Source organism: Serratia sp. LACPHL-BACT-2024-00286 (assembly GCF_043109535.1).
In the GTDB taxonomy this organism is placed as follows: Bacteria; Pseudomonadota; Gammaproteobacteria; order Enterobacterales; family Enterobacteriaceae; genus Serratia; species Serratia sarumanii.
Window position 1 is genome coordinate 390,092 of record NZ_JBICNA010000004.1, and the last position, 20,505, is coordinate 410,596.

Here is a 20,505-nt window from a genome sequence, read left to right on the forward strand (position 1 = left end):
ATAACTAAACCGTGTGCAAAACCCAAACGCCCGCCAATCAAGATTAGCAGGCGCTCAGGCGTTAACGGCGCTGAACGCCAATTAAAAACGTATTCTTTGAAGCCGGTAGACTCTTATTTTTTGGCGGCGTTGCGCTGGGCGACTTCGGCGTCCAATTGGGCGATTTTCGCCTCCATCAGCTCGCGGCAATGCGCCGCCAGCTCGCGCACGTTTTCTTTGCCGTATTTGCTGGTATCCACCGGCGCCAACATCTCGACGATCACGTGACCGTTATTCCAGCGATTAAGATTTATATTACCGCTGGTGGTCGATACGCAGATCGGCACAATCGGCACGCCGGCGGCGATGGCCGCGTGGAACGCGCCGGTTTTAAACGGCATCAGCCCGCGACCGCGGCTGCGGGTCCCTTCCGGGAACATCCAGATCGAAATGTCTTTCTTTTTGAACTGCTCCGCCACCTGGGCGATGGTGCCGTGCGCCTTGGCGCGATTATCACGATCTATCAGCAGATTACCGGTCAGCCAATACAGCGGGCCGAAAAACGGGATCCACACCAGACTTTTTTTACCGACGGTCACGGTGCGCGGCTGCACGATATTGGCGGCCGTCACCATGTCGTAGTTATTTTGGTGGTTGGCGATATAGATGCAGTTGCCGTTGTTGGCCGCATCGGCCGGCACGCGGGTTTCAACCTTGATGCCGAACAGCGTCGACAGGCGGCCGAAAAGGTGGCCGAAGGTCGCCACGTGGCGGGGATTGCGCGGGCTGAACAAGCAATAAACAGAACCGAAAATACACACCAGAACACAGAAAAGAGTGGCGAGAACGGCACGCAAAATCAATAACATAACAACCTCATTAGCACACTGCCAACGCAGTTTACTTCGCTGCGCAGATTCCTTTACTCATTATTTGCCGGCCAGGCGATAAGCACGCCGATGTCGCCTGCCTTTCTCGCTATTTTCCCGCCAGCCGGCAATACGCACAATAATTTTATGCGCAGAAATGTTAACTATTTGGAAAATAAACGCCAGTAAAAATAAATAAGGCGGCCACAGCATGCTGCGACCGCCCGTTAACGCTGGCGTCAACGCTTACTCTTCGCTGTCGCCGCCCGACGCCCGCATCGGCGCATCCACTTCGACGCGATCGATGCGCTGCAGGCCGCGCGGCAGCTGGGTGCCCTTGCGCCCGCGCTCGGCGCGGAATTTCTGCAAATCCTCCGGCCGCAGCGTCAGCTTGCGTTTGCCGACGTGCAGCGTGACGGACGCCTGCGGCGGCAACACGAACAGCCAGGCCAGCTTGTCGTCACCGGCCGCCGCCTGGGCTGCCGGAATGGAGACGATCTTGTTGCCTTTGCCCTTCGACAGCTGCGGCAGATCGGCGACCGGGAACATCAGCATGCGCCCGGCGGCGGTGATCGACAGCAGCATGTCGTCTGCGCCGTGGATTTCCATCGGCGGCAGCGCCCTGGCGTTGTCCGGCAGCGTGATCATCACCTTGCCGGCGCGGTTGCGCGCCACCAAATCGTTGAAGGTGCAAACGAAGCCGTAACCGGCATCGGACGCCATCAGCAGCTTCTGATCGTCGGCCGCCATCAGCACTTGCTCAATGGTGGCGCCCGGCGGCGGCGTCAGCTTGCCGGTCAGCGGCTCGCCCTGCCCGCGCGCCGAAGGCAGCGTCATCGGATCGAGCGCATAGCTGCGCCCGGTGGAGTCGATGAATACCACCGGCTGGTTGCTCTTGCCGCGCGCCGCGCCGCGGAAGCTGTCGCCGGCCTTGTAGCTCAGGCCGGCCGGATCGATGTCGTGGCCCTTGGCGCTGCGCACCCAGCCCATTTCCGACAGCACGATGGTCACCGGCTCGGACGGCACGAAGTCGTGCTCGCTCATCGCCTTGGCTTCCGCGCGCTCGGTCAGCGGCGAACGACGATCGTCGCCGTAGGTCTGCGCATCGGCCTGGATCTCTTTCTTGATCAGCGTGTTCAGCTTGCGTTCGGACGCCAGCAGCGCCTGCAGCTGATCGCGCTCTTTCGCCAGCTCATCCTGCTCGCCGCGGATCTTGACCTCTTCCAGCTTGGCCAGGTGACGCAGTTTCAGCTCGAGGATCGCTTCCGCCTGGGTGTCGGAGATGCCGAAACGCTGCATCAGCACCGGCTTCGGCTCATCTTCGCTGCGGATGATGTGGATCACCTCGTCGATATTGAGGAACGCCACCAGCAAACCTTCGAGGATATGCAGGCGTTTCAGCACTTTCTCGAGGCGGTAGTTCAGGCGGCGGCGCACCGTGTCGCGACGGTAGGCCAGCCATTCGGTGAGGATCTCCACCAGCCCTTTGACCTGCGGGCGGTTATCCAGACCGATCATGTTCATGTTGATGCGGTAGCTGCGTTCCAGATCGGTGGTGGCGAACAGGTGGTTCATCACCTGTTCCAGATCGATACGGTTGGAGCGTGGCACGATCACCAGACGCGTCGGGTTTTCGTGGTCGGACTCATCGCGCAGATCTTCGACCATCGGCAGCTTCTTGGCGCGCATCTGGCTGGCGATCTGCTCCAGCACCTTGGCGCCGGACACCTGATGCGGCAAGGCGGTGATCACCGCGCTGCCGTCTTCTTTCTTCCACACGGCGCGCATGCGCACCGAGCCGCGGCCGCTCTGGTAAATTTTGCGGATTTCGTCGCGCGGGGTGATGATCTCGGCTTCGGTCGGGAAGTCCGGCCCCTGCACGAATTCGAGCAGATCGTCGAGCGAGGCGCCCGGCTTGTCGAGCAGCGCCACCGCCGCGGCGGCGACTTCGCGCACGTTGTGCGGCGGAATGTCGGTCGCCATGCCGACGGCGATACCGGTGGTGCCGTTCAGCAGGATGTTCGGCAGGCGCGCCGGCAACATCTTCGGCTCTTGCAGCGTGCCGTCAAAGTTCGGGATCCAGTCGACGGTGCCTTGCCCCAGCTCGGCCAGCAGCACTTCGGCGTATTTGGACAGGCGCGATTCGGTATAACGCATCGCCGCAAACGACTTGGGATCGTCCGGCGCCCCCCAGTTACCCTGGCCGTCCACCAGCGGATAGCGATACGAGAACGGCTGCGCCATCAACACCATGGCTTCATAACACGCGCTGTCGCCGTGCGGGTGGTATTTACCCAGCACGTCGCCCACGGTGCGGGCGGATTTCTTGAATTTGGCGCTGTTGTTCAGCCCCAGCTCAGACATGGCGTAGATGATGCGGCGTTGTACCGGCTTCAAACCGTCGCCAATGTACGGCAACGCCCGATCCATGATGACGTACATGGAATAGTTCAGATAGGCGTTTTCAGTGAATGTGTGCAGCGGTAAACGCTCTACACCATCATGAGTCAGATCACTCATTACTCAATTATCCTCAGACCGTGGCTTGGCAATCCCTGGACGACAATAAGGCATCGCTTGTCGATTCTGCCCGCGATAGTAACCCATCTGCGGGGTGGCTGTCACAGTTGGCGCAAGGATCGCCGGCCGAAGGCGCTGCCGCCGGGACGTTTAGGCAAAATTCCATCGCGATTGTTGATTAAGAATCAATACTGTTGTGTCTGTCGTCACGTTTTTACTTGCCTGGCCAGCGATTACACTCTCGTTCAGCAAGCTGTTTTTGCGCACCGCAGCGGAAAACGGCATCTATCTTAACTCTGACGGGAGACGCAAAAGATGAGCAATATCCTGATTATCAACGCTAAAAAGCAATTCGGCCATTCCAACGGCGAACTCAACCAAACCCTGAGCGACGTGGCGGAAAGCTTCCTGCGCGATCTGCAGCACGAGGTGCAGGTCACGGTGGTCGACGACGGCTATGACATCGAAGCCGAAGTGCAGAAATACCTGTGGGCCGATGCGGTCATCTATCAGATGCCGGGTTGGTGGATGGGCGAGCCGTGGATCCTGAAAAAATACATCGACGAAGTGTTCACCGCCGGCCACGGCAGCCTGTACGCCAGCGATGGCCGCACCCGCTCCGACGCCGCCAAGAAGTACGGCTCCGGCGGCCTGATTCAGGGCAAAAAATACCTGCTGAGCCTGACCTGGAACGCCCCGCTCGAAGCCTTCACCGATCCGAACCAGTTCTTCCACGGCGTCGGCGTCGACGGCGTTTACCTGCACTTCCACAAGGCCAACCAGTTCCTGGGGATGGAAGCCTTGCCGACCTTTATCTGCAATGACGTGATAAAACAACCGGATATCGAAACGGACATCGCACGTTATCGCGAGCATCTGGCGGGAATTTTTGCTTAACTGGCAGCGAAGGGCTTAACCAACGAGGTAATGATGATCACCGTAATCGCAGAAATCAAAGTCAAACCCGGCCACCGCGCCACCGTGTTACAAGCCATTGAAAAACTGGTGCCACTGGTGCTGGCGGAAGAAGGCTGCGGCGAATACACGCCGATGGTAGACAGCCACACGCAGGCCCCCTGGCAGAAACTGTCGCCGGACTCGGTGTTTATGCTGGAAAAATGGCAAAGCCAGGCGCATCTGGAAAAACACCTGCAGATCGACCATATGCTCAAGCACCGCGAAACCATCAAGGACTACGTGCTGGGCACCGAGATCTACGTGCTGGAAAACGCGCTGTAATCCCTTCAGAGGCCCTCTGCGGCCTCTGGCGTCTCTCCCTCAAGGCGGGCGCTGACGTAGTCGAGAAAACAGGTGAGGCGCGCCGCCAGCTGGGCGTCGTGGTAATACACCGCGTTGATCGGCTGACGCTCGTCCAGCGTCTCCCGCACCAACAGCGACACCAGCCGGCCCGCTTCCCGATCGCGTCGCGTCATGAAGTCCGCCAGTTGGACAATGCCCGCTCCGCGCAGCGCCAACTCACGCAGCGTCTCCCCGCTGGAGGCCGAGATCGTCGGTTCGATGGCGAAATGCCGCGCCTGCCGGTAACGCAGCGGCCACTGGTTCAGCGATTCTGGGTAGGTGAATCCCAACAGGCAATGGCGGTGCAGATCTTCCACGCCGCGCGGTTCGCCATGCCGTTGCAGGTAATCCGGGCTGGCGAGGATGCGCAACCGGCTGTGCCCCAGCAGGCGCGCATGAAGCGTGGAGTCACGCAGCGCGCCGATGCGGATCGCGATATCGGCGCGTTTCTCCAACAGGTCGATATTGCGATCGTCGGTGTCCAACTCCAGCTCAATCTGCGGATAACGGCGGCGGAACTCCGCCACCATCGGCACCAGCACGTGCGCCATGAAAGGGGCGGCGGCGTTGACCCGCAGCCGACCGGCGGGCAGCTGGCGCCGCAGCGCCATCAGTTCTTCGGCCTGATCCACCGAACGCAGTATTTCGCGCGCAGGCGCCAGGAAGCTCTGCCCTTCTTCGGTCAGGCTCAGGCGACGCGTGGTGCGGCGCAAGAGCGTAGCGTCGAGTTTCGTTTCCAGGCGGCTGAGTGCGCGGCTGACGCCGGAGGTGGTTTGGCCGAGCCGATCGGCGGCGGCGGTGACCGAACCGCTGTCGACCACCGCAGTGAACGCCAGCAGCTCTTCGAGGGTGATCTTCACGCGGTTCGCCCCAGGTTGACGGGCGCCGCATGCAACGCCCTGCGGGAAAGCAGGCCCGGCGTTTCACCGGGCCAGGGTCAGGCTCAGACCGCCAATTCGGCCATGTCGCCCTTGTCTTGCAGCCAGTTGCGGCGATCTTCCGAACGCTTCTTGGCCAACAGCATGTCCATCACCGCCAGCGTCTGATCGACGTCATCCTCTGCCACCGTCAGTTGCACCAGACGGCGGGTGTTCGGATCGAGGGTGGTTTCGCGCAGCTGCAGCGGGTTCATCTCGCCCAGCCCTTTAAAGCGCTGTACGTTCGGCTTGCCCTTCTTGCGCTTCAGCTGTTCCAGCACGCCGGCTTTCTCTTCTTCATCCAGCGCGTAGAACACCTCTTTACCGAGATCGATACGGTACAGCGGTGGCATGGCGACATAGACGTGGCCGCCTTTCACCAGCGAGCGGAAGTGGCGCACGAACAGCGCGCACAGCAGCGTGGCGATGTGCAGGCCGTCGGAGTCCGCATCCGCCAGGATGCAGATTTTGCCGTAGCGCAGCTGGCTGAGATCTTCGCTGTCCGGATCGATGCCGATCGCCACGGAAATGTCGTGCACGTCCTGCGAGGCCAGCACTTCGTCCGAAGACACTTCCCAGGTGTTCAGGATCTTGCCCTTGAGCGGCATGATCGCCTGATATTCGCGATCGCGCGCCTGCTTGGCCGATCCGCCCGCCGAGTCCCCTTCCACCAGGAACAGTTCGGTCATGGCCAGATCCTGCGAGGTGCAGTCCGCCAGCTTGCCCGGCAGCGCCGGCCCGCTGGTCAGCTTTTTGCGCACCACTTTCTTGGCGGCGCGCAGGCGGCGCTGGGCGCTGGAGATCGCCAGCTCGGCCAGCTGTTCCGCCGCCTGAACGTTCTGGTTCAGCCACAGGCTGAAGGCGTCTTTCACCACGCCGGAAACGAAGGCCGCGCACTGGCGCGAGGAGAGACGCTCTTTGGTCTGCCCGGCGAACTGCGGATCCTGCATCTTCACCGACAGCACGTAGGCGCAGCGATCCCAGATATCCTCCGCCGACAGCTTCACGCCGCGCGGCAGAATGTTGCGGAATTCGCAGAACTCTCGCATCGCGTCCAGCAGCCCCTGACGCAGGCCGTTGACGTGGGTGCCGCCCTGCATGGTCGGGATCAGGTTGACGTAGCTTTCGGTCAGCAGCTCGCCGCCTTCCGGCAGCCACAGCAGCGCCCAGTCCACCGCTTCGGTGTCCCCGGCGAAATTGCCGACGAACGGCGCTTCCGGCAGGGTAATCAGGCCGTTGACCGCTTCCATCAGGTAGTCGGTGAGGCCGTCCTGATAGCACCAGCGCTGTTCGGTGTTGTTCACCTTGTCGATGAAATAGATCTCGACGCCGGGGCACAGCACCGCTTTGGCTTTCAGCAGGTGAGTCAGGCGCGATACCGAGAAGCGCGGGCTGTCGAAGAACTGCTCGTCCGGCCAGAAGTGCACGCTGGTGCCGGTGTTGCGTTTGCCGCAGGTGCCGGTCACCGTCAGATCTTGCACCTTGTCGCCGTTTTCGAAGGCGATGCCGTAGACGTTGCCGTCGCGGCGCACGTTGACTTCCACCCGCTTCGACAGGGCGTTGACCACCGAGATCCCCACGCCGTGCAGGCCGCCGGAGAACTGGTAGTTTTTATTCGAGAATTTACCGCCGGCGTGCAGCCGGCACAGGATCAACTCAACCGCCGGCACGCCCTCTTCCGGGTGGATGTCCACCGGCATGCCGCGGCCGTCGTCGATCACTTCCAGCGACTGATCGGCGTGCAAAATCACGTCGATGCGCTTGGCGTGACCGGCCAACGCTTCGTCGACGCTGTTATCGATCACCTCTTGGCCGAGGTGGTTTGGGCGCGTCGTGTCGGTATACATGCCGGGACGACGGCGCACTGGTTCTAGACCGCTGAGTACTTCAATGGCATCAGCGTTATAGCTGGATTGAGTCATCGTTGATTATTTTTTCGTGGTTAAAGGGAGGTGCCGGAACGGTCCGTCAGACCGCGTTTAGCCCTAAAAAATCCACAATCTGGGGGAAGTAGTGCTCGAAACCGACGAAGGCGTGGTTTCCACCCGACTCCACCGTTTGCCGACACGCGGTGTAATACGCCACGGCCTGGCCGTAATCGAGAATTTCATCGCCCGTTTGCTGCAGCAGCCAGATTAAATCCGGCGACTCCAAGGGATCGATCTGCATCACTTTCAGATCGTAAACGTGCCGAGACTCTAACACATATTGCTGGCCGGTGTAGGGGTTCTCGTTGGCGCCGAGATAGTCGACCAGCAGCTCAAACGGCTTGACCGCCGGGTTGACCACCACCGCCGGCAGCGAAAAACACTGCGACAGCCAGGTGGCGTAATAGCCGCCCAGCGATGAACCGACCAGCCCGAGCGTTTGGCCGGCGCGCTCCAGCACCATATTCTCCAGCATTTCGGCGGCCTCCGCCGGAAAGGCCGGCAGCTGCGGCACCAGCATCTCGATATCGGGATGGTGCTCGGCCAGCCAGGCCTTGAAGGCCACCGCCTTGGCCGACTGCGGCGAACTGTTGAAACCGTGCAGGTAGAGCAGTGTCGAAGGCATCAGTATCCATCCGAGTCCATATCGGGGCGGAAATCGTCGTTTTCCAGGCGGAACACCTGCGTCTCGACGCGGCCGTCCGGCAGCAGATCGAGGTAGCGCCAGCCGGGGGAGACGTCGTCAATGGTGAAGTTCGTGCAGTGCGGCTTGAATTGCACGCAGGTGGACGGCGTCGCCAACAGGCGTCGGCCCTGCCATTCCAGATCCAGATCCTGGTGAATGTGCCCGCACACCACGGTATTCACTTTCGGATAACGCAGCAGGATCGCGCCCAGCATATGCGGGTTGCGCAGGCTGTGCTGATCGAGCCAGGTGCAGCCGGACGGCAGCGGATGATGGTGCAGCAGCAACAGCGTATAGCGCTCGGGGTGAGCCTGCAGGCAGCGCTCCATCCACTCCAGCTGGTATTCGCTCAATTCGCCGTGCGGCACGCCGAACACCTGGCTGTCCAGCATCAGCACCTGCCAGCTGTCGCCCAGCAGCACCTGTTTGGAAGGCGCGATGCCGGCGGCGGCCAACGCATCGACCATCGCCGGTTGAAAATCATGGTTGCCCGGCAGCCACACGCAGGGAGCCGGCAATTGCGCGATGCCGGCGGCGAAGTGGCGGTAGGCCTCTTGCGAATGATCCTGCGCCAAATCTCCCGTGGCGACGATCAAATCGACGTCGCGGCGCTGCGCCTGGATGGCGTCCAGCACCGCGTGATAGCTGCGATAGGTATTGATGCCGAGCAACGTCTCGTGTTCGCCGGCAAAAAGGTGGGTATCTGTTATTTGTAGAATCCTGACCGCGGCCCCACTCGCCACGGGCAGTTTAAACAGGCTTTCCAAATGGTGTCCTTTGTTATTTCAGTCTGTCTAACAAACCGGAACCGCCATCGCTCCATGCGCCAAACAGTAGCGCAGCCAATCAGCAAGAAACTGGTTAATTTGATGCTTTTCGTCGCGTTGATGCAACTTTTTATTAGGATAATCATAACGCGCTTTAAAGCGATAGATCTGCTGACTGGAACACACTTCCGCAACCATGGCGTCATGGTACAGCCGCACCGTCATCGCGGGCAGGCTCCAGTAGCTGACCGCCGGAAAGATCTGCTCGATCTCCACCAGCGACGTGTAACGCGTGGACTCAACGATGGTCAAACGATAGCCGGCGCCGTTCACCTGATAAGTCACCGTTTCGCCCGCTTCGTCGTTGCGCGGCAGCAAGCGGCGCAATTGCGCGAAGTTGGTTTCGCACAATCTCATCATTTCGGGGAAATCAGGGGTATAGCGCTGTTTCATTAGTTGGCCCACTCTTTTCTCAACGATTCATGGTGCAACGCCAGCCATTGCAATGCAATCACTGATGCGGCGTTATCGATCGCGCCCTCCTCAACCCAGCGGTAAGCCTGCTCGCGGCTGACCACGTGGACGCGGATATCTTCATGTTCTTCCGCCAGGCCGTGGATGCCCTCGGCGGTGCCGGCGTCCACCTCGCCGACCATGATCGACAAACGTTCGCTGGTGCCGCCGGGGCTGGCCAGGTAGCTCAGCACCGGCTTGCAGCGCCCGACCACCACGCCGGCCTCCTCCTGCGCTTCGCGGCGGCACACGTCCTCGACGCTTTCGCCGGTCTCGATCATACCCGCCACCATTTCCAGCAGCCAGGGCGAATGGCTGGTATCGACCGCGGCGATGCGCAGTTGTTCAATCAGCACAACCTCGTCGCGCACCGGATCGTAGGGCAGCAGCACCGCCGCATGGCCGCGTTCGAAAATTTCACGCGTGATTTCAGGGCTCATTTCGCCATTGAACAACCGATGGCGAAACCGGTATAAATTGAGTGAAAAAAAACCACGGTACAGCGTCTCGCGTGCAATAATTTCTACATCTTTTTTCTCGAAAGTAACGGGCGACGGCTGCGAACGGTTCATGCGCGAATTCTCCTGCTTGAGTATGCCGATAAAATAATCGGTTTTGATGACAGAAACAGCGGGACTCTCCGCCGCGGCTTTATGTTAGGCTGTTTTCCGCCGCCGGATGCGGCACGTTTGTGCGCTCGCAGGTAATAGCGGGAAACAATCCGGATTGTCAGCCATAATATCAGCTGCAGTCGACCCGGGCAGTACGCCAAGGTAAATGGGCGGTCTGAAAGGTAAAAGTTACGTGAGATGGCACATTCAGCCACCTGATGCGTACCCCAGACTCTGCTAGAATCGGCAACTATTTCGTCTATCGTCAGCGCTAACATAGCAATATTGCTGCACAACAAGGAATGCAAATGAAGAAACTGCTCCCCCTTCTTATCGGACTGAGCCTGGGCGGCTTCAGTGCAATGAGCCAGGCAGAGAACCTGCTGCAGGTCTACAAACAGGCCAGGGAAAGTAACCCGGATCTGCGCAAAAGTGCTGCTGACCGCGACGCCGCATTCGAAAAGATCAATGAAGCGCGCAGCCCGTTGCTGCCGCAGCTCGGTTTAACCGCAGGTTACGATTACACCAACGGTTATCGTGACAGCAATGGCGTTAACAGCAACGTGACCAGCGGTTCGTTGGCGCTGACGCAAACTATTTTCGACATGTCGAAATGGCGCCAGCTGACGCTGCAGGAAAAGACCGCCGGCATCTCCGACGTCACCTTCCAGACCGCTGAGCAGCAGCTGATTCTCAACACCGCCACCGCCTACTTCAACGTGCTGAAGGCGATCGACACGCTGTCCTACACCCAGGCGCAGAAAGATGCGGTATACCGCACGCTGGATCAAACCACCCAGCGCTTCAACGTGGGCCTGGTGGCGATCACCGACGTGCAGAACGCCCGCTCGAACTATGACACCGTGCTGGCGGCGGAAGTCTCCGCCCGCAACGATCTGGATAACGCGCTGGAAACGCTGCGCCAGGTGACCGGGGCCTTCTACCCGGAGCTGGCCTCGTTGAATACCGATCGCTTCAGTACCCAGCGCCCGGAAGCGGTGAACAACCTGCTGAAAGAAGCGGAAGCGCGCAACCTGAGCCTGCTGTCCGCCCGTCTGAGCCAGGACCTGGCGCGCGAGCAAATCCGCGCAGCCCAAACCGGCTATATGCCGACGATTGACGTCAGCGCATCAACCGGCATCAGCAATACCAAATACAACGGCTCCAACACCGGCGGCGCGAATGCCGCACGCTACAGCGACTCCGATGCGGGCCAAAATAAGGTCGGCATCAGCTTCAACCTGCCGCTGTACAGCGGCGGCGCGACCAACTCGCAGGTCAAACAAGCGCAGTACGGCTTCGTCGGCGCCAGCGAGCAGTTGGAAAGCTCACACCGCAGCGTGGTGCAGACCGTGCGTTCGTCGTTCAACAACGTTAACGCCTCGATCAGCAGCATCAACGCCTACAAACAGGCGGTGATCTCCGCGCAAAGCTCCCTGGACGCGATGGAAGCCGGTTATCAGGTCGGTACCCGCACCATCGTCGACGTGCTGGACGCCACCACCACGCTGTATAACGCCAAACGTCAGCTGTCCGACGCGCGTTATACCTATCTGATCAACCAGTTGAACATCAAGTCGGCGCTCGGCACGCTGAACCAGAACGATTTGCTGCTGCTGAACGGCGCGTTGGGCAAACCGGTGTCGACCGCACCTGACGCCGTGGCGCCGCAGAATCGCGCGCAGGACGCCTATGCAGACGGCTATCAGGACAATGCGCCGATGCAGCAAACCGCGGCGCCGGTACCGGCGGCCACTCGCGCATCCGCGCCGGCCGTGGCCACCAGCCAACCGGCTCGCAACAGCGGCAACCCATTCCGCAACTGATGCGCGCACATTGATAAACACGGGGTTCGGCCTGCGCCGCGCCCCGTTTTTTTTGCCTCGATTTCACCACTTCTGCCCGCCGTCTCACAGCCGCCGCCACGTCAGGTGGTATCATCGTCACTCTCGTTTTCGCAGTCTGGATGAGGTTCGATGGACAACGATTCACGCTGGCAACGGCTGATTAACGACGGCGAACTGCCGCCGCCGCTGCGCCCGGCACAGGCGGTTTACGCCTCCTGGCTGCGCTGCCGCAGCCTGATGCAGCCCGACGTCTGGCAAGCACCGCACCGCGCTCAGGGCGCCACCTTCGAATCGATTTGCCGCCGCAAGAACGATCTGCTGACGCTCGGCCAGGCGGCGCTGGAAGACGCCTGCGAGTACATGGAGCCGCGTCGTTGTCTGTTGATGATCCTCGACGAGAGCGGCTGCATGCTGTGGCGCTGCGGCGACGCCCAAACCTGGGAACATTTACAGCAACTGGGGTTCGCCCCCGGCGCTTACTGGGCCGAAGGGCAGATCGGCACCAACGCCCCGACGCTGGCAGCAACGGAAGGCCACCCGGTGCGGGTGAGCGGCGGGGAGCACGTGCGCCGGGCGCTGCACGGCTGGTCGTTCTGCGCTACGCCGGTCTACGACAACAGCGGCCGCCAGCGCGGTTCGATCGCGCTGGGCTGTCTGTTGGCCGACTGCGCCGCCGGCGATCTGTCGCTGACGCTGGCCATCGCCCGCGAAATCGGCAACTCGCTGAACGCCGACGGCCTGCTGGCGGAATCCAACCGCCATCTGAATCAGCTTTACGGCCTGCTGGACGGCGTGGACGACGGCGTGATGGCCTGGGATCACCGCGGCTATCTGCAATACATCAACCAGCGCGCCGCCGCCCTGCTGAAGCTGGACGAGCAGCAGAGCCAGGGCAAACCGCTGGCGCAGCTGCTGACGCTGCCCGCCCTGCTCAAGCGCGCTATCGCCGACCGGCAGCCGCTGCAACACGTCGAAGTCACCTTCGAAAGCCAGCGGCAGTTTATCGCCGCCCTGCTGACGCTAAAGCCGATTTTCGACGGCGATCGCTGCAGTTTCATCGCCCTGCTGCACCCGCTCGAGCGGCTACGCCAGTATGTCAGCAGCCAGTTGGGGCGCGTCAGCCACAGCTTCGAGCAAATGCCCTCCGCCTCGCTGGAGATGCGGCGGCTGATCCGTTACGGGCAGCAGGCGGCCAAGGGCCAGCATCCAATCCTGCTGCGCGGGGAGGAAGGGGTTGGCAAAGAGCGGCTCAGCCAGGCTATCCACAACGCCGGCGAACGCGCCGCCGGGCCGTATATCGCCCTCAACTGCCAGCTGCTGCCGCAGGCGCAGGGGCTGCGTGAACTGCTGGGCAGCGACGCCAACGAAGAAGAGGCGGGCCAGCTGAGTAAATTCGAATTGGCCAACGGCGGCACGCTGTACCTCGAACAGATCGAATACCTGCCGGCGGAGATGCAGTCGGCGTTGCTGCAGGTGCTGAAAACCGGCGTGGTGATCCGCCTCAATTCCAGCCGGGTGATCCCGGTCGATGTCCGAGTCATCGCCGGCAGCGCCGCCGATCTGCCGCTGCTGGTGCAGCAAAACCGCTTCCGCCGCCAGCTGTTTTACAGCCTGCAGGCGTTCGAGATCCAGATCCCGCCGCTGCGCCAGCGGCTGAGCGATATTCCGCTGCTGGTCAAACACCATCTGCGCACGCTGGAGCAGCATTTTCAGTGTCGCTTTCGGGTGGATGACGAAGTGATGGCCCAGCTGGCGCTCTACCTGTGGCCGGGCAACGATTTGGAACTGAAAGGGGTGGTGGAGCGCGCGGCAATGATCTGCCACGGCCACCACATCCAATTGGCGGATCTGCCGGCGCACCTGCTCGGCCAGCCGTCGCTGCTGGAAAGCGATCCGCAGCCCGGCGCGCCGCTGCTGACGCTGACGGACATGGAGCGCCAGGCGATCCTGCGCGCGGCGACCGTCAGCCGCGGCCAGCTGACGGAAATGGCGCAGCTGCTGGGCATCGGCCGCACCACCCTGTGGCGGAAGATCAAACAGCACGGGATCGACATCCGCCAGTTCAAGCTGCGCGCCTGAACGCCTAGTGGCTGAGCTGCAGTACCCCGCGCGCGGCGTCCAGCATCGCCTTCTGCCCGCTGCGGGTTTTGCTCAGGCAATCCTGCATGCCGACCACCATCGGCATGCCCATCGCCTTCGCCAGAATGGCGCTGTGCGACAGGGCATTGCCGCCGCTCAGGCAGATGCCGAGCACCAGCCGCCTGTCGAGCATCACCACCTCCGAAGGCATCAGTTCGTCCATCACCAGTATCGACGGCTCTGCCAGCGCAATCGTCGGTAACGGCAGCCCCTGCAGATGGCACAGCGTGCGGCGCAGCATGTCGCGCACGTCCAGTTCGCGCGCCCGCATATAGTCGTCATCCAGCTCGCGGTACTCTTCGGCGATCGCCTCCAGCACCTGTCGCCAGGCCTGCTCGGCGTTGCACAACTGCTGCGCGATGCGGGTGTACGCCGCCTGCTGCAGATCCGGATCGTCCAGCAGCATGCTGTGGGCGCCGAAGATCGCCGCCTGCGGCTTGCCGATCAGCGTGCCGGTGCGCTCTGCCAGCCGGTTCAGATCGCTCAGCGTGCGCTGCAGCGCCTCACGCAGGCGTTGCTGTTCGCCCAACACCTCGTCCGCGCCGATTCGTCGATCGACGGTTGGCGGCCAGAAGCTGTGGGCCTGGAACACCGGCCCGCTGGTGACGCTTTCCGCCACCGGAATGCCATGCAGCGAAGGCTGCTGCCGCTCGGAAACCGTCTCGCCGAAATGCTGTTCCGCCAGCGCTTTAAACGCCGCCAGCGCTTCGTCCGCCTGCGCGCCGTCGGCGATCAGGCGAATAGTATCGCCGTGGCGCACCTGCAGCAGCGCCAGCTGATTGAGGCTGCGCGGATCGACGCACTGCCCCTGCTTTTCCAGCACCAGCTCGGCCTTGAACGGCGCCAGCGTCTCGACCAGCCGCGCCGCCGGGCGCGCGTGCAGCCCGTGCGGGTTCTGCACCGTCCAGGTTGCGCTTTTGCCCTGCGCCAGCGGCAAGGCCGCGCTTTTTGCGGCCGGCGAGCCTTCGCCCAGCTGCGCCTGTTTGGCCTGCAGCGCGCCCTGCGCCTCCGCCACCACCTGCTCCAGCGAGGCACCGGAGTTGGCGGCCACCACCGCCGCCAGCGTGCCTTCGACCAGCGGCGCCGCACACAGCCGCACTTTGACAGCCACGTCCGGGTCCAGCAGATCGAGCGCGGTTTCGGCGCTGAGCAGCGCGCTGCCCAGATCCATCAGCACCAGAACGCCGTCGCCGTCGGCGACCGCTTCGATCGCCTCCATCACTTTGACGGCGTCCGTGCCGATCGGGTGCTGCTCGTCATCCACGCCCGCCGCCAGCGCCAGTTTGCAGCCGTCGCCGCGCATCATCTGCCGCGCCAGTTGCTCAACGCCGCGCGCCAACAACGCGCTGTGCGAAACCACCACGATATTAATCATCTCGCCTCCTGCTAGCTGCCGGCGACCTCGGCCAGCGTTTTCATCATCAACATCACCGAAGTGGCACCGGGATCCTGGTGGCCGATGCTGCGCTCGCCCAGGTAACTGGCCCGCCCCTTGCGCGCCTGCATGGTAATGGTGCTCTCCACCGCCCGCTCGGCGCTGTCGGCGGCGCGCTGCAACGCCTCCGCCACGCTCAGGTTCTGCTGCGCGGACTGCCCGAGGCTTTCCACTACCGGCCACCAGACGTCGCACATGGTCTTGTCGCCCGGCTCCGCCTTACCGCGCATCACCACGCCTTCAACCCCCTCTTGCATCATTTGATGCAGCTCCGCCAGATCCAGGCTTTGCTTGGCGTTCGCCGCCTGCGCCGCGCGGATGAAGAAGGTGCCGAACAGCGGGCCGCTGGCGCCGCCCACGCTCGACAGCAGCGTCATGCCGGTGTTTTTCAGGATGAAGCCGATGTCCTTGTCCGCCACCGACGGCAGCTTTTCCACCACCTTGTTGAAACCGCGATTCATGTTCAAACCGTGGTCGGCATCGCCGATCTCGGTGTCGAGCCGGGTCAGAAAATCGCGCTCCCGGCTGAACACCTCGCCGCAACGCATCAGCCAATCGACAACCTGTTGTTTGGTCAACGCCATGATTCCTCCTCAGCAACCCCAACGCAGCGCAGGCGTTTTCACCGGCGCATCCCACAAGGACAACAGCTCGTCGTCCACGTTCAACAGCGTGATGGACACGCCCTGCATATCGAGCGAAGTGCAGTAAGAGCCCACCAGATTGCGCTCAATGATGATGCCCGCCTCGGCGCAGCGCTCCGCCAGCCGATGGTATACGCCGTACAGCTCAGACAGCGGCGTGGCGCCCAGGTTGTTGACCAGCGCGATCGCTCGATCGCCGCGCGTCAACGGCTGCTTGGTCTGCATCTCGTCGCGCCACTCGCCCTGCTGACGATCCCAGACGCGGATCGTGCGCTGATAGTGGCCGTGGTCGATCAGCGTATGGAACATGTCGTCCACCGCCGCGTTCAGCGTGGTGAACGGGCGGCGCGCAATGCCCGGCTCGCCGTGAATGCCGACGCCGAACTCCATTTCGTTCTCCGCCAGGGTAAACGACGGCTTGCCGGCGGCCGGCACGGTGCAAGCGCCCAGCGCGATGCCGATCGAATGCCCGTGGTTATTGATGCGATGCCCTAACGTCACCACGCTGTCCAGATCGTCGCCGCGCGCCGCGGCGGCGCCCAGCAGTTTCTCCATCAGCACGGTGTTGGCCACCCCGCGCCGCCCGGCGGTAAACAGGCTGTCTTTGACCGCCACGTCGTCATCCACCAGCACCGTCGCCACCGCGACGCCGCTGTCGTGCAGCAGCTCGGTGGCGGTTTCGAAGTTGAGCACGTCGCCGGTGTAGTTCTTGATCAGCATCAGCACCCCGGCGCCGCCGTCGATCGCCTGGCCGCACTCGTACATTTTATCCGGCGTCGGCGAGGTGAAAATCTCGCCCGGACAGGCGCCGTCGAGCATCCCTTCGCCGACGAAACCGCAGTGCATCGGCTCGTGGCCGCTGCCGCCGCCGGACAGGATCGCCACCTTGCCCGCCACCGGCGCGTCGGCGCGGGTCACGAACAGCGGATCCGCGTGCACCAGCAGCTCGGGATGGGCCTCCGCCAGCCCCTGCAACTGCTCTTCCAACACCGACTCGACCTGATTAATCAGTTTTTTCACGATGGTTTCCTCTGTAAGAACAGGGGCGCGGCGCACCGCGCCCCAACGATATCAATGACGCTGCAGCCAGGCGGCGCCCAGCCGATCCGCCGTCAGGATCGCCGCCTGCACGCCCGCGGGAGTAACCTTGAACGGCATGTTGTGAATGGTTTCGCCGGCGGCGCAGCTGGCTTCGGCCACCGCCATCATCTTCGCCGCCTCATCGCCGGTGACGCCCATCTGCGCCAGCGAGATCGGCAGGCCGATGCCATGACAAAACGCCAGCACGGTTTCAATCTGCGCCATCGGGCTGTTCTGCAGTACCAGCTGCGCCAGAGTGCCGAACGCCACTTTCTCACCGTGATACAGGTGGTGGCACTCTTCGAGCACGGTAAAACCGTTGTGAATGGCGTGCGCCGCCGCCAGCCCACTGCTCTCGAAGCCGATGCCGCTCAGATAGGTATTGGCCTCAATGATGCGTTCCACCGCTTCCGTCACCACGCCGGCCTCGACCGCCAGTTTGGCTTTCACCCCTTCCGCCAGCAGCGTGTCATAGCACAGCCGCGCCAAACTGAGCGCCGCCAGCGTCGATTTGCCGCCGGCCATGCTGGTGGCCTGGGCGTCGAAGCAGGCCTGGGCTTCGAAATAGGTGGAGAGCGCGTCGCCCATGCCGGCCACCAGCAGGCGCACCGGCGCCTTGGCGATGATGGCGCTGTCCATCACCACCATGTCCGGGTTGCGCGGGTAAATCAGGTATTCGGCGAATTCGCCCTGTTCGGTGTAGAGAACCGACAGCGCGCTGGTCGGCGCATCGGTGGAGGCGATGGTGGGAATGAGCACCACCGGCAGCTGTTGGTAGTGCGCCACGGCCTTGGCGGTGTCGAGCGTCTTGCCGCCGCCGACGCCGATCACCCCGCGGCAGCCGTGAGCCTGGAGCTCATGGCCGAGCCGGTCTATCTCCTTGCGGCAGCATTCGCCGTTGAAGCGGGCCGCATGATGTTTCACGCCGTGCTGCTGCAGGCTGCCCATTAGGGTGTCGCCCGCCAGCTGCATCACGAAGTCGTCGGCGATCATCAGGTAATGATCGGCGAGGGATTTGGCGTATTCGCCGACGGCGGCCAGCGCATTGGCGCCCTGAATATATTTGCCTGGTGACTGGATGATTCTCAACATAACCGGATCCTTGTAGGGAGTTGGCGATGGTAACGTTCAGATATCAGGTGATGACGCGCCGACTTCGCCGCCGGCTTGTTGTTGTGCTTCGACTATGAGCGCCCGCCGCCCGCCTGGCGAGCCTCGCGATTTTGTTCCATTATGGAACATCATCATAGCGACAACGTTTCATGATGAAACGCCAACGCGCGTTTTTTCGCCGCGAAAGCGAACTGGCGCACACCCCAACGTATAACTGCGTAAAGAGTCGATTCTGCGGGCGTTTCAGCTTTAATTTTGACCATGTTTCCCCTATCCTTAGCGCCACTACTGGGAAAGGGCGAAAACAGCCCGCATGATGGGATTGATAACGATGAAACGGACAAAAAACATCAACCAAGAGACGTTCCGCAAATCCTGGCGCAGCTACCGTGTCGCGCCCGTGGCTTTGGCGATCAGCGCCGTCTTTATGCTGGCCGGCTGCGAGAAGAGCGATGAAACGGTCTCCCTGTATCAGAATGCCGATGACTGTTCGCGCGCCAATCCTTCGATGAGCGAGCAGTGCACCACCTCCTACAACAACGCCCTGCAAGAAGCGGCGAAAACCGCGCCGAAATACGCCACCCGCGAAGACTGCGTCGCCGAATTCGGCGAAGCGCAGTGCACCCAGGCGCCGGCGCAGGCCGGCATGGCGGCGGAATCGCAAAGCAGCGGCAGCTTCTGGATGCCGCTGATGGCGGGCTACATGATGGGTCGCCTGATGGGCGGTTCCGGCTTCGCGCAGCAGCCGCTGTTCACCTCCAAGAACGCCGCCAGCCCGGCGAACGGCAAGTTTGTCGACGCCAGCGGCAAGAGCTACGGCCCGGCCACCGCCGGCGGCCGCACCATGACGGTGCCGAAAACCGCCATGGCGCCGAAGCCTGCGGTCACCAACACCGTGACCCGCGGCGGCTTCGGCGAGACCGTAGCCAAGCAGACCAGCATGCAGCGCAGCAGCGCCACCTCCAACTCCGGCTCCCGCAGCATGGGCGGTTGATGCATGAAACGTATTGCTATTACCGAGCGCCCGGACTGGCGTGAAAAAGCAACCGAGTTCGGTTTCCGTTTCCACACCATGTACGGCGAGCCGTACTGGTGTGAAGACGCCTATTACCAGTTCACGCTGGCGCAGATTGAAGAGATCGAAAGCGCCACCGCCGAGCTGCACCAGATGTGTCTGCAGGTGGTGGAAAAAGTGGTCGGCAGCGACGAGCTGATGGCCAAGTTCTGCATCCCGAAACACACCTGGGAGTTCGTGCGCAGTTCGTGGCGCACCAATCAGCCGTCGCTGTATTCGCGTCTCGATCTGGCCTACGACGGTGTCAACCCGCCGAAGCTGCTGGAGAACAACGCCGATACGCCAACCTCGCTGTATGAGGCGGCCTTCTTCCAGTGGCTGTGGCTGGAAGACCAGACCAACGCCGGCAAGTTGGATCCGGAATCGGATCAGTACAACAGCCTGCAGGAGAAGCTGATCGAGCGTTTCGCCGAACTGAAAGCGCATCACGGCTTCGGCCTGTTGCACCTGGCGTGCTGCCAGGACAGCGAAGAAGATCGCGGCACGGTGCAATATCTGCAGGACTGCGCGCAGGAAGCCGGTCTGCCGACCGAGTTCCTGTTCATGGAAGAGATTGGCCTCGGCGAAAAAGGCCAGTTTACCGATCTGCAGGATCAGGTGATTGGCAACCTGTTCAAGCTCTACCCGTGGGAATTCATGCTGCGCGAGATGTTCTCCACCAAGCTCGAAGACGCCGGCGTGCGCTGGCTGGAGCCGGCCTGGAAGAGCATCATCTCCAACAAAGCGCTGCTGCCGCTGCTGTGGGAAATGTTCCCGAACCACCCGAATCTGTTGCCGGCTTATTTCGCGCAAGACGAGCATCCGCCGATGGATCATTACGTCACCAAGCCGCTGTTCTCACGCGAAGGCGCCAATATCCAGATCGTCGAAAACGGTCAGGAAGTGGCGCGCGTCGATGGGCCGTACGGTGAAGAAGGCATGATCGTGCAGCAGTTCCATCCGCTGCCGAAGTTCGAAGACAGCTACACGCTGATCGGCAGTTGGCTGGTGAACGATCAACCTTGCGGCATCGGCCTGCGCGAAGATCGCGAACTGATCACGCAGGATCTGTCGCGCTTCTATCCGCACACCATCCTCGGCTGAT

19 protein-coding genes are annotated in these 20,505 nt (G+C 62.0%); 6 read left to right on the plus strand and 13 right to left on the minus strand.

All coding sequences use genetic code 11. The features are described 5' to 3' along the window. Nucleotides 1–113: 113 nt before the first annotated feature. From ACF8MC_RS14445 to parC, 3 genes are read right to left on the minus strand one after another with little or no spacing between them, the layout of a single operon-like run. Complete coding sequence (locus ACF8MC_RS14445; RefSeq protein WP_164097510.1) at nt 114–848, minus strand: 1-acylglycerol-3-phosphate O-acyltransferase; 735 nt, start codon at nt 846–848, stop codon at nt 114–116. 60 nt (nt 849–908) lie between these two features. After that, nucleotides 909–1,091: a hypothetical protein gene (locus tag ACF8MC_RS14450; protein WP_133159880.1), complete on the minus strand. Its 183-nt coding sequence runs from the start codon at nt 1,089–1,091 to the stop codon at nt 909–911. A gap of 3 nt (nt 1,092–1,094) precedes the next feature. Beyond that, nucleotides 1,095–3,368 carry a DNA topoisomerase IV subunit A gene (parC, locus tag ACF8MC_RS14455; protein WP_039569308.1) on the minus strand — a complete coding sequence of 758 codons (2,274 nt, stop codon included), beginning with the start codon at nt 3,366–3,368 and terminating at the stop codon, nt 1,095–1,097. A 315-nt stretch (nt 3,369–3,683) separates the two neighbouring features. Between parC and ACF8MC_RS14460 the strand changes: the two genes are divergently transcribed. Together ACF8MC_RS14460 and ACF8MC_RS14465 are read left to right on the plus strand one after the other, a co-directional pair. After that, a complete protein-coding gene (locus ACF8MC_RS14460; RefSeq protein ID WP_039569311.1) occupies nt 3,684–4,265 on the plus strand; it encodes an NAD(P)H-dependent oxidoreductase in 582 nt (193 codons plus the stop codon). 33 nt (nt 4,266–4,298) lie between these two features. After that, nucleotides 4,299–4,607 (plus strand): putative quinol monooxygenase, encoded by a 309-nt coding sequence (locus ACF8MC_RS14465; protein ID WP_033638602.1) that lies wholly within the window; start codon nt 4,299–4,301, stop codon nt 4,605–4,607. Nucleotides 4,608–4,612: 5 nt separating this feature from the next. Here ACF8MC_RS14465 and ACF8MC_RS14470 read toward each other — a convergent pair whose 3' ends face one another. The 6 genes from ACF8MC_RS14470 to nudF form a co-directional block, all read right to left on the minus strand. After that, entirely contained in the window at nt 4,613–5,527 is a 915-nt protein-coding gene (locus ACF8MC_RS14470) for a LysR substrate-binding domain-containing protein (RefSeq protein ID WP_164105308.1), read from the minus strand. An 83-nt stretch (nt 5,528–5,610) separates the two neighbouring features. Then, a complete protein-coding gene (parE, locus tag ACF8MC_RS14475; protein ID WP_164105309.1) occupies nt 5,611–7,506 on the minus strand; it encodes a DNA topoisomerase IV subunit B in 1,896 nt (631 codons plus the stop codon). A 46-nt stretch (nt 7,507–7,552) separates the two neighbouring features. After that, nucleotides 7,553–8,137 (minus strand): esterase YqiA, encoded by a 585-nt coding sequence (gene yqiA / locus ACF8MC_RS14480; RefSeq protein WP_025304306.1) that lies wholly within the window; start codon nt 8,135–8,137, stop codon nt 7,553–7,555. Then, entirely contained in the window at nt 8,137–8,964 is an 828-nt protein-coding gene (cpdA, locus tag ACF8MC_RS14485; protein WP_033636061.1) for a 3',5'-cyclic-AMP phosphodiesterase, read from the minus strand. Before cpdA ends, yqiA begins: the two co-directional genes overlap by 1 nt. A 27-nt stretch (nt 8,965–8,991) precedes the next feature. Further along, nucleotides 8,992–9,417, minus strand: a complete 426-nt coding sequence (locus ACF8MC_RS14490) for a DUF1249 family protein (RefSeq protein WP_004937244.1) — start codon at nt 9,415–9,417, stop codon at nt 8,992–8,994. Beyond that, a complete protein-coding gene (gene nudF, locus ACF8MC_RS14495; protein ID WP_033649068.1) occupies nt 9,417–10,049 on the minus strand; it encodes an ADP-ribose diphosphatase in 633 nt (210 codons plus the stop codon). Before nudF ends, ACF8MC_RS14490 begins: the two co-directional genes overlap by 1 nt. A gap of 347 nt (nt 10,050–10,396) precedes the next feature. Here nudF and hasF point away from each other — a divergent pair, with 347 nt between their 5' ends. Both hasF and dhaR read left to right on the plus strand, forming a co-directional pair. After that, nucleotides 10,397–11,914 carry a multidrug efflux transporter outer membrane subunit HasF gene (hasF, locus tag ACF8MC_RS14500; protein ID WP_041036729.1) on the plus strand — a complete coding sequence of 506 codons (1,518 nt, stop codon included), beginning with the start codon at nt 10,397–10,399 and terminating at the stop codon, nt 11,912–11,914. 150 nt (nt 11,915–12,064) lie between these two features. Next, a complete protein-coding gene (gene dhaR / locus ACF8MC_RS14505; RefSeq protein WP_041036731.1) occupies nt 12,065–14,014 on the plus strand; it encodes a dihydroxyacetone kinase operon transcriptional regulator DhaR in 1,950 nt (649 codons plus the stop codon). A gap of 4 nt (nt 14,015–14,018) precedes the next feature. Here dhaR and dhaM read toward each other — a convergent pair whose 3' ends face one another. Genes dhaM through ACF8MC_RS14525 form a run of 4 tightly spaced genes read right to left on the minus strand, consistent with a single transcriptional unit; the run spans nt 14,019 to nt 18,325 of the window. After that, entirely contained in the window at nt 14,019–15,449 is a 1,431-nt protein-coding gene (gene dhaM / locus ACF8MC_RS14510) for a dihydroxyacetone kinase phosphoryl donor subunit DhaM (RefSeq protein WP_164105310.1), read from the minus strand. Nucleotides 15,450–15,460: 11 nt separating this feature from the next. Further along, nucleotides 15,461–16,093: a dihydroxyacetone kinase subunit DhaL gene (gene dhaL / locus ACF8MC_RS14515; RefSeq protein WP_033636066.1), complete on the minus strand. Its 633-nt coding sequence runs from the start codon at nt 16,091–16,093 to the stop codon at nt 15,461–15,463. A gap of 9 nt (nt 16,094–16,102) precedes the next feature. Further along, the gene (dhaK, locus tag ACF8MC_RS14520) at nt 16,103–17,173 is read right to left on the minus strand and encodes a dihydroxyacetone kinase subunit DhaK (protein ID WP_041036734.1); all 1,071 of its coding nucleotides are present in this window, start codon (nt 17,171–17,173) and stop codon (nt 16,103–16,105) included. A 51-nt stretch (nt 17,174–17,224) separates the two neighbouring features. Further along, the gene (locus tag ACF8MC_RS14525; protein ID WP_041036736.1) at nt 17,225–18,325 is read right to left on the minus strand and encodes a glycerol dehydrogenase; all 1,101 of its coding nucleotides are present in this window, start codon (nt 18,323–18,325) and stop codon (nt 17,225–17,227) included. A 352-nt stretch (nt 18,326–18,677) separates the two neighbouring features. Here ACF8MC_RS14525 and ACF8MC_RS14530 point away from each other — a divergent pair, with 352 nt between their 5' ends. Together ACF8MC_RS14530 and ACF8MC_RS14535 are read left to right on the plus strand one after the other, a co-directional pair. After that, nucleotides 18,678–19,340 carry a DUF1190 family protein gene (locus tag ACF8MC_RS14530; RefSeq protein WP_025304315.1) on the plus strand — a complete coding sequence of 221 codons (663 nt, stop codon included), beginning with the start codon at nt 18,678–18,680 and terminating at the stop codon, nt 19,338–19,340. A 3-nt stretch (nt 19,341–19,343) separates the two neighbouring features. After that, nucleotides 19,344–20,504 (plus strand): glutathionylspermidine synthase family protein, encoded by a 1,161-nt coding sequence (locus ACF8MC_RS14535; RefSeq protein ID WP_041036739.1) that lies wholly within the window; start codon nt 19,344–19,346, stop codon nt 20,502–20,504. Nucleotide 20,505: the final 1 nt, after the last annotated feature.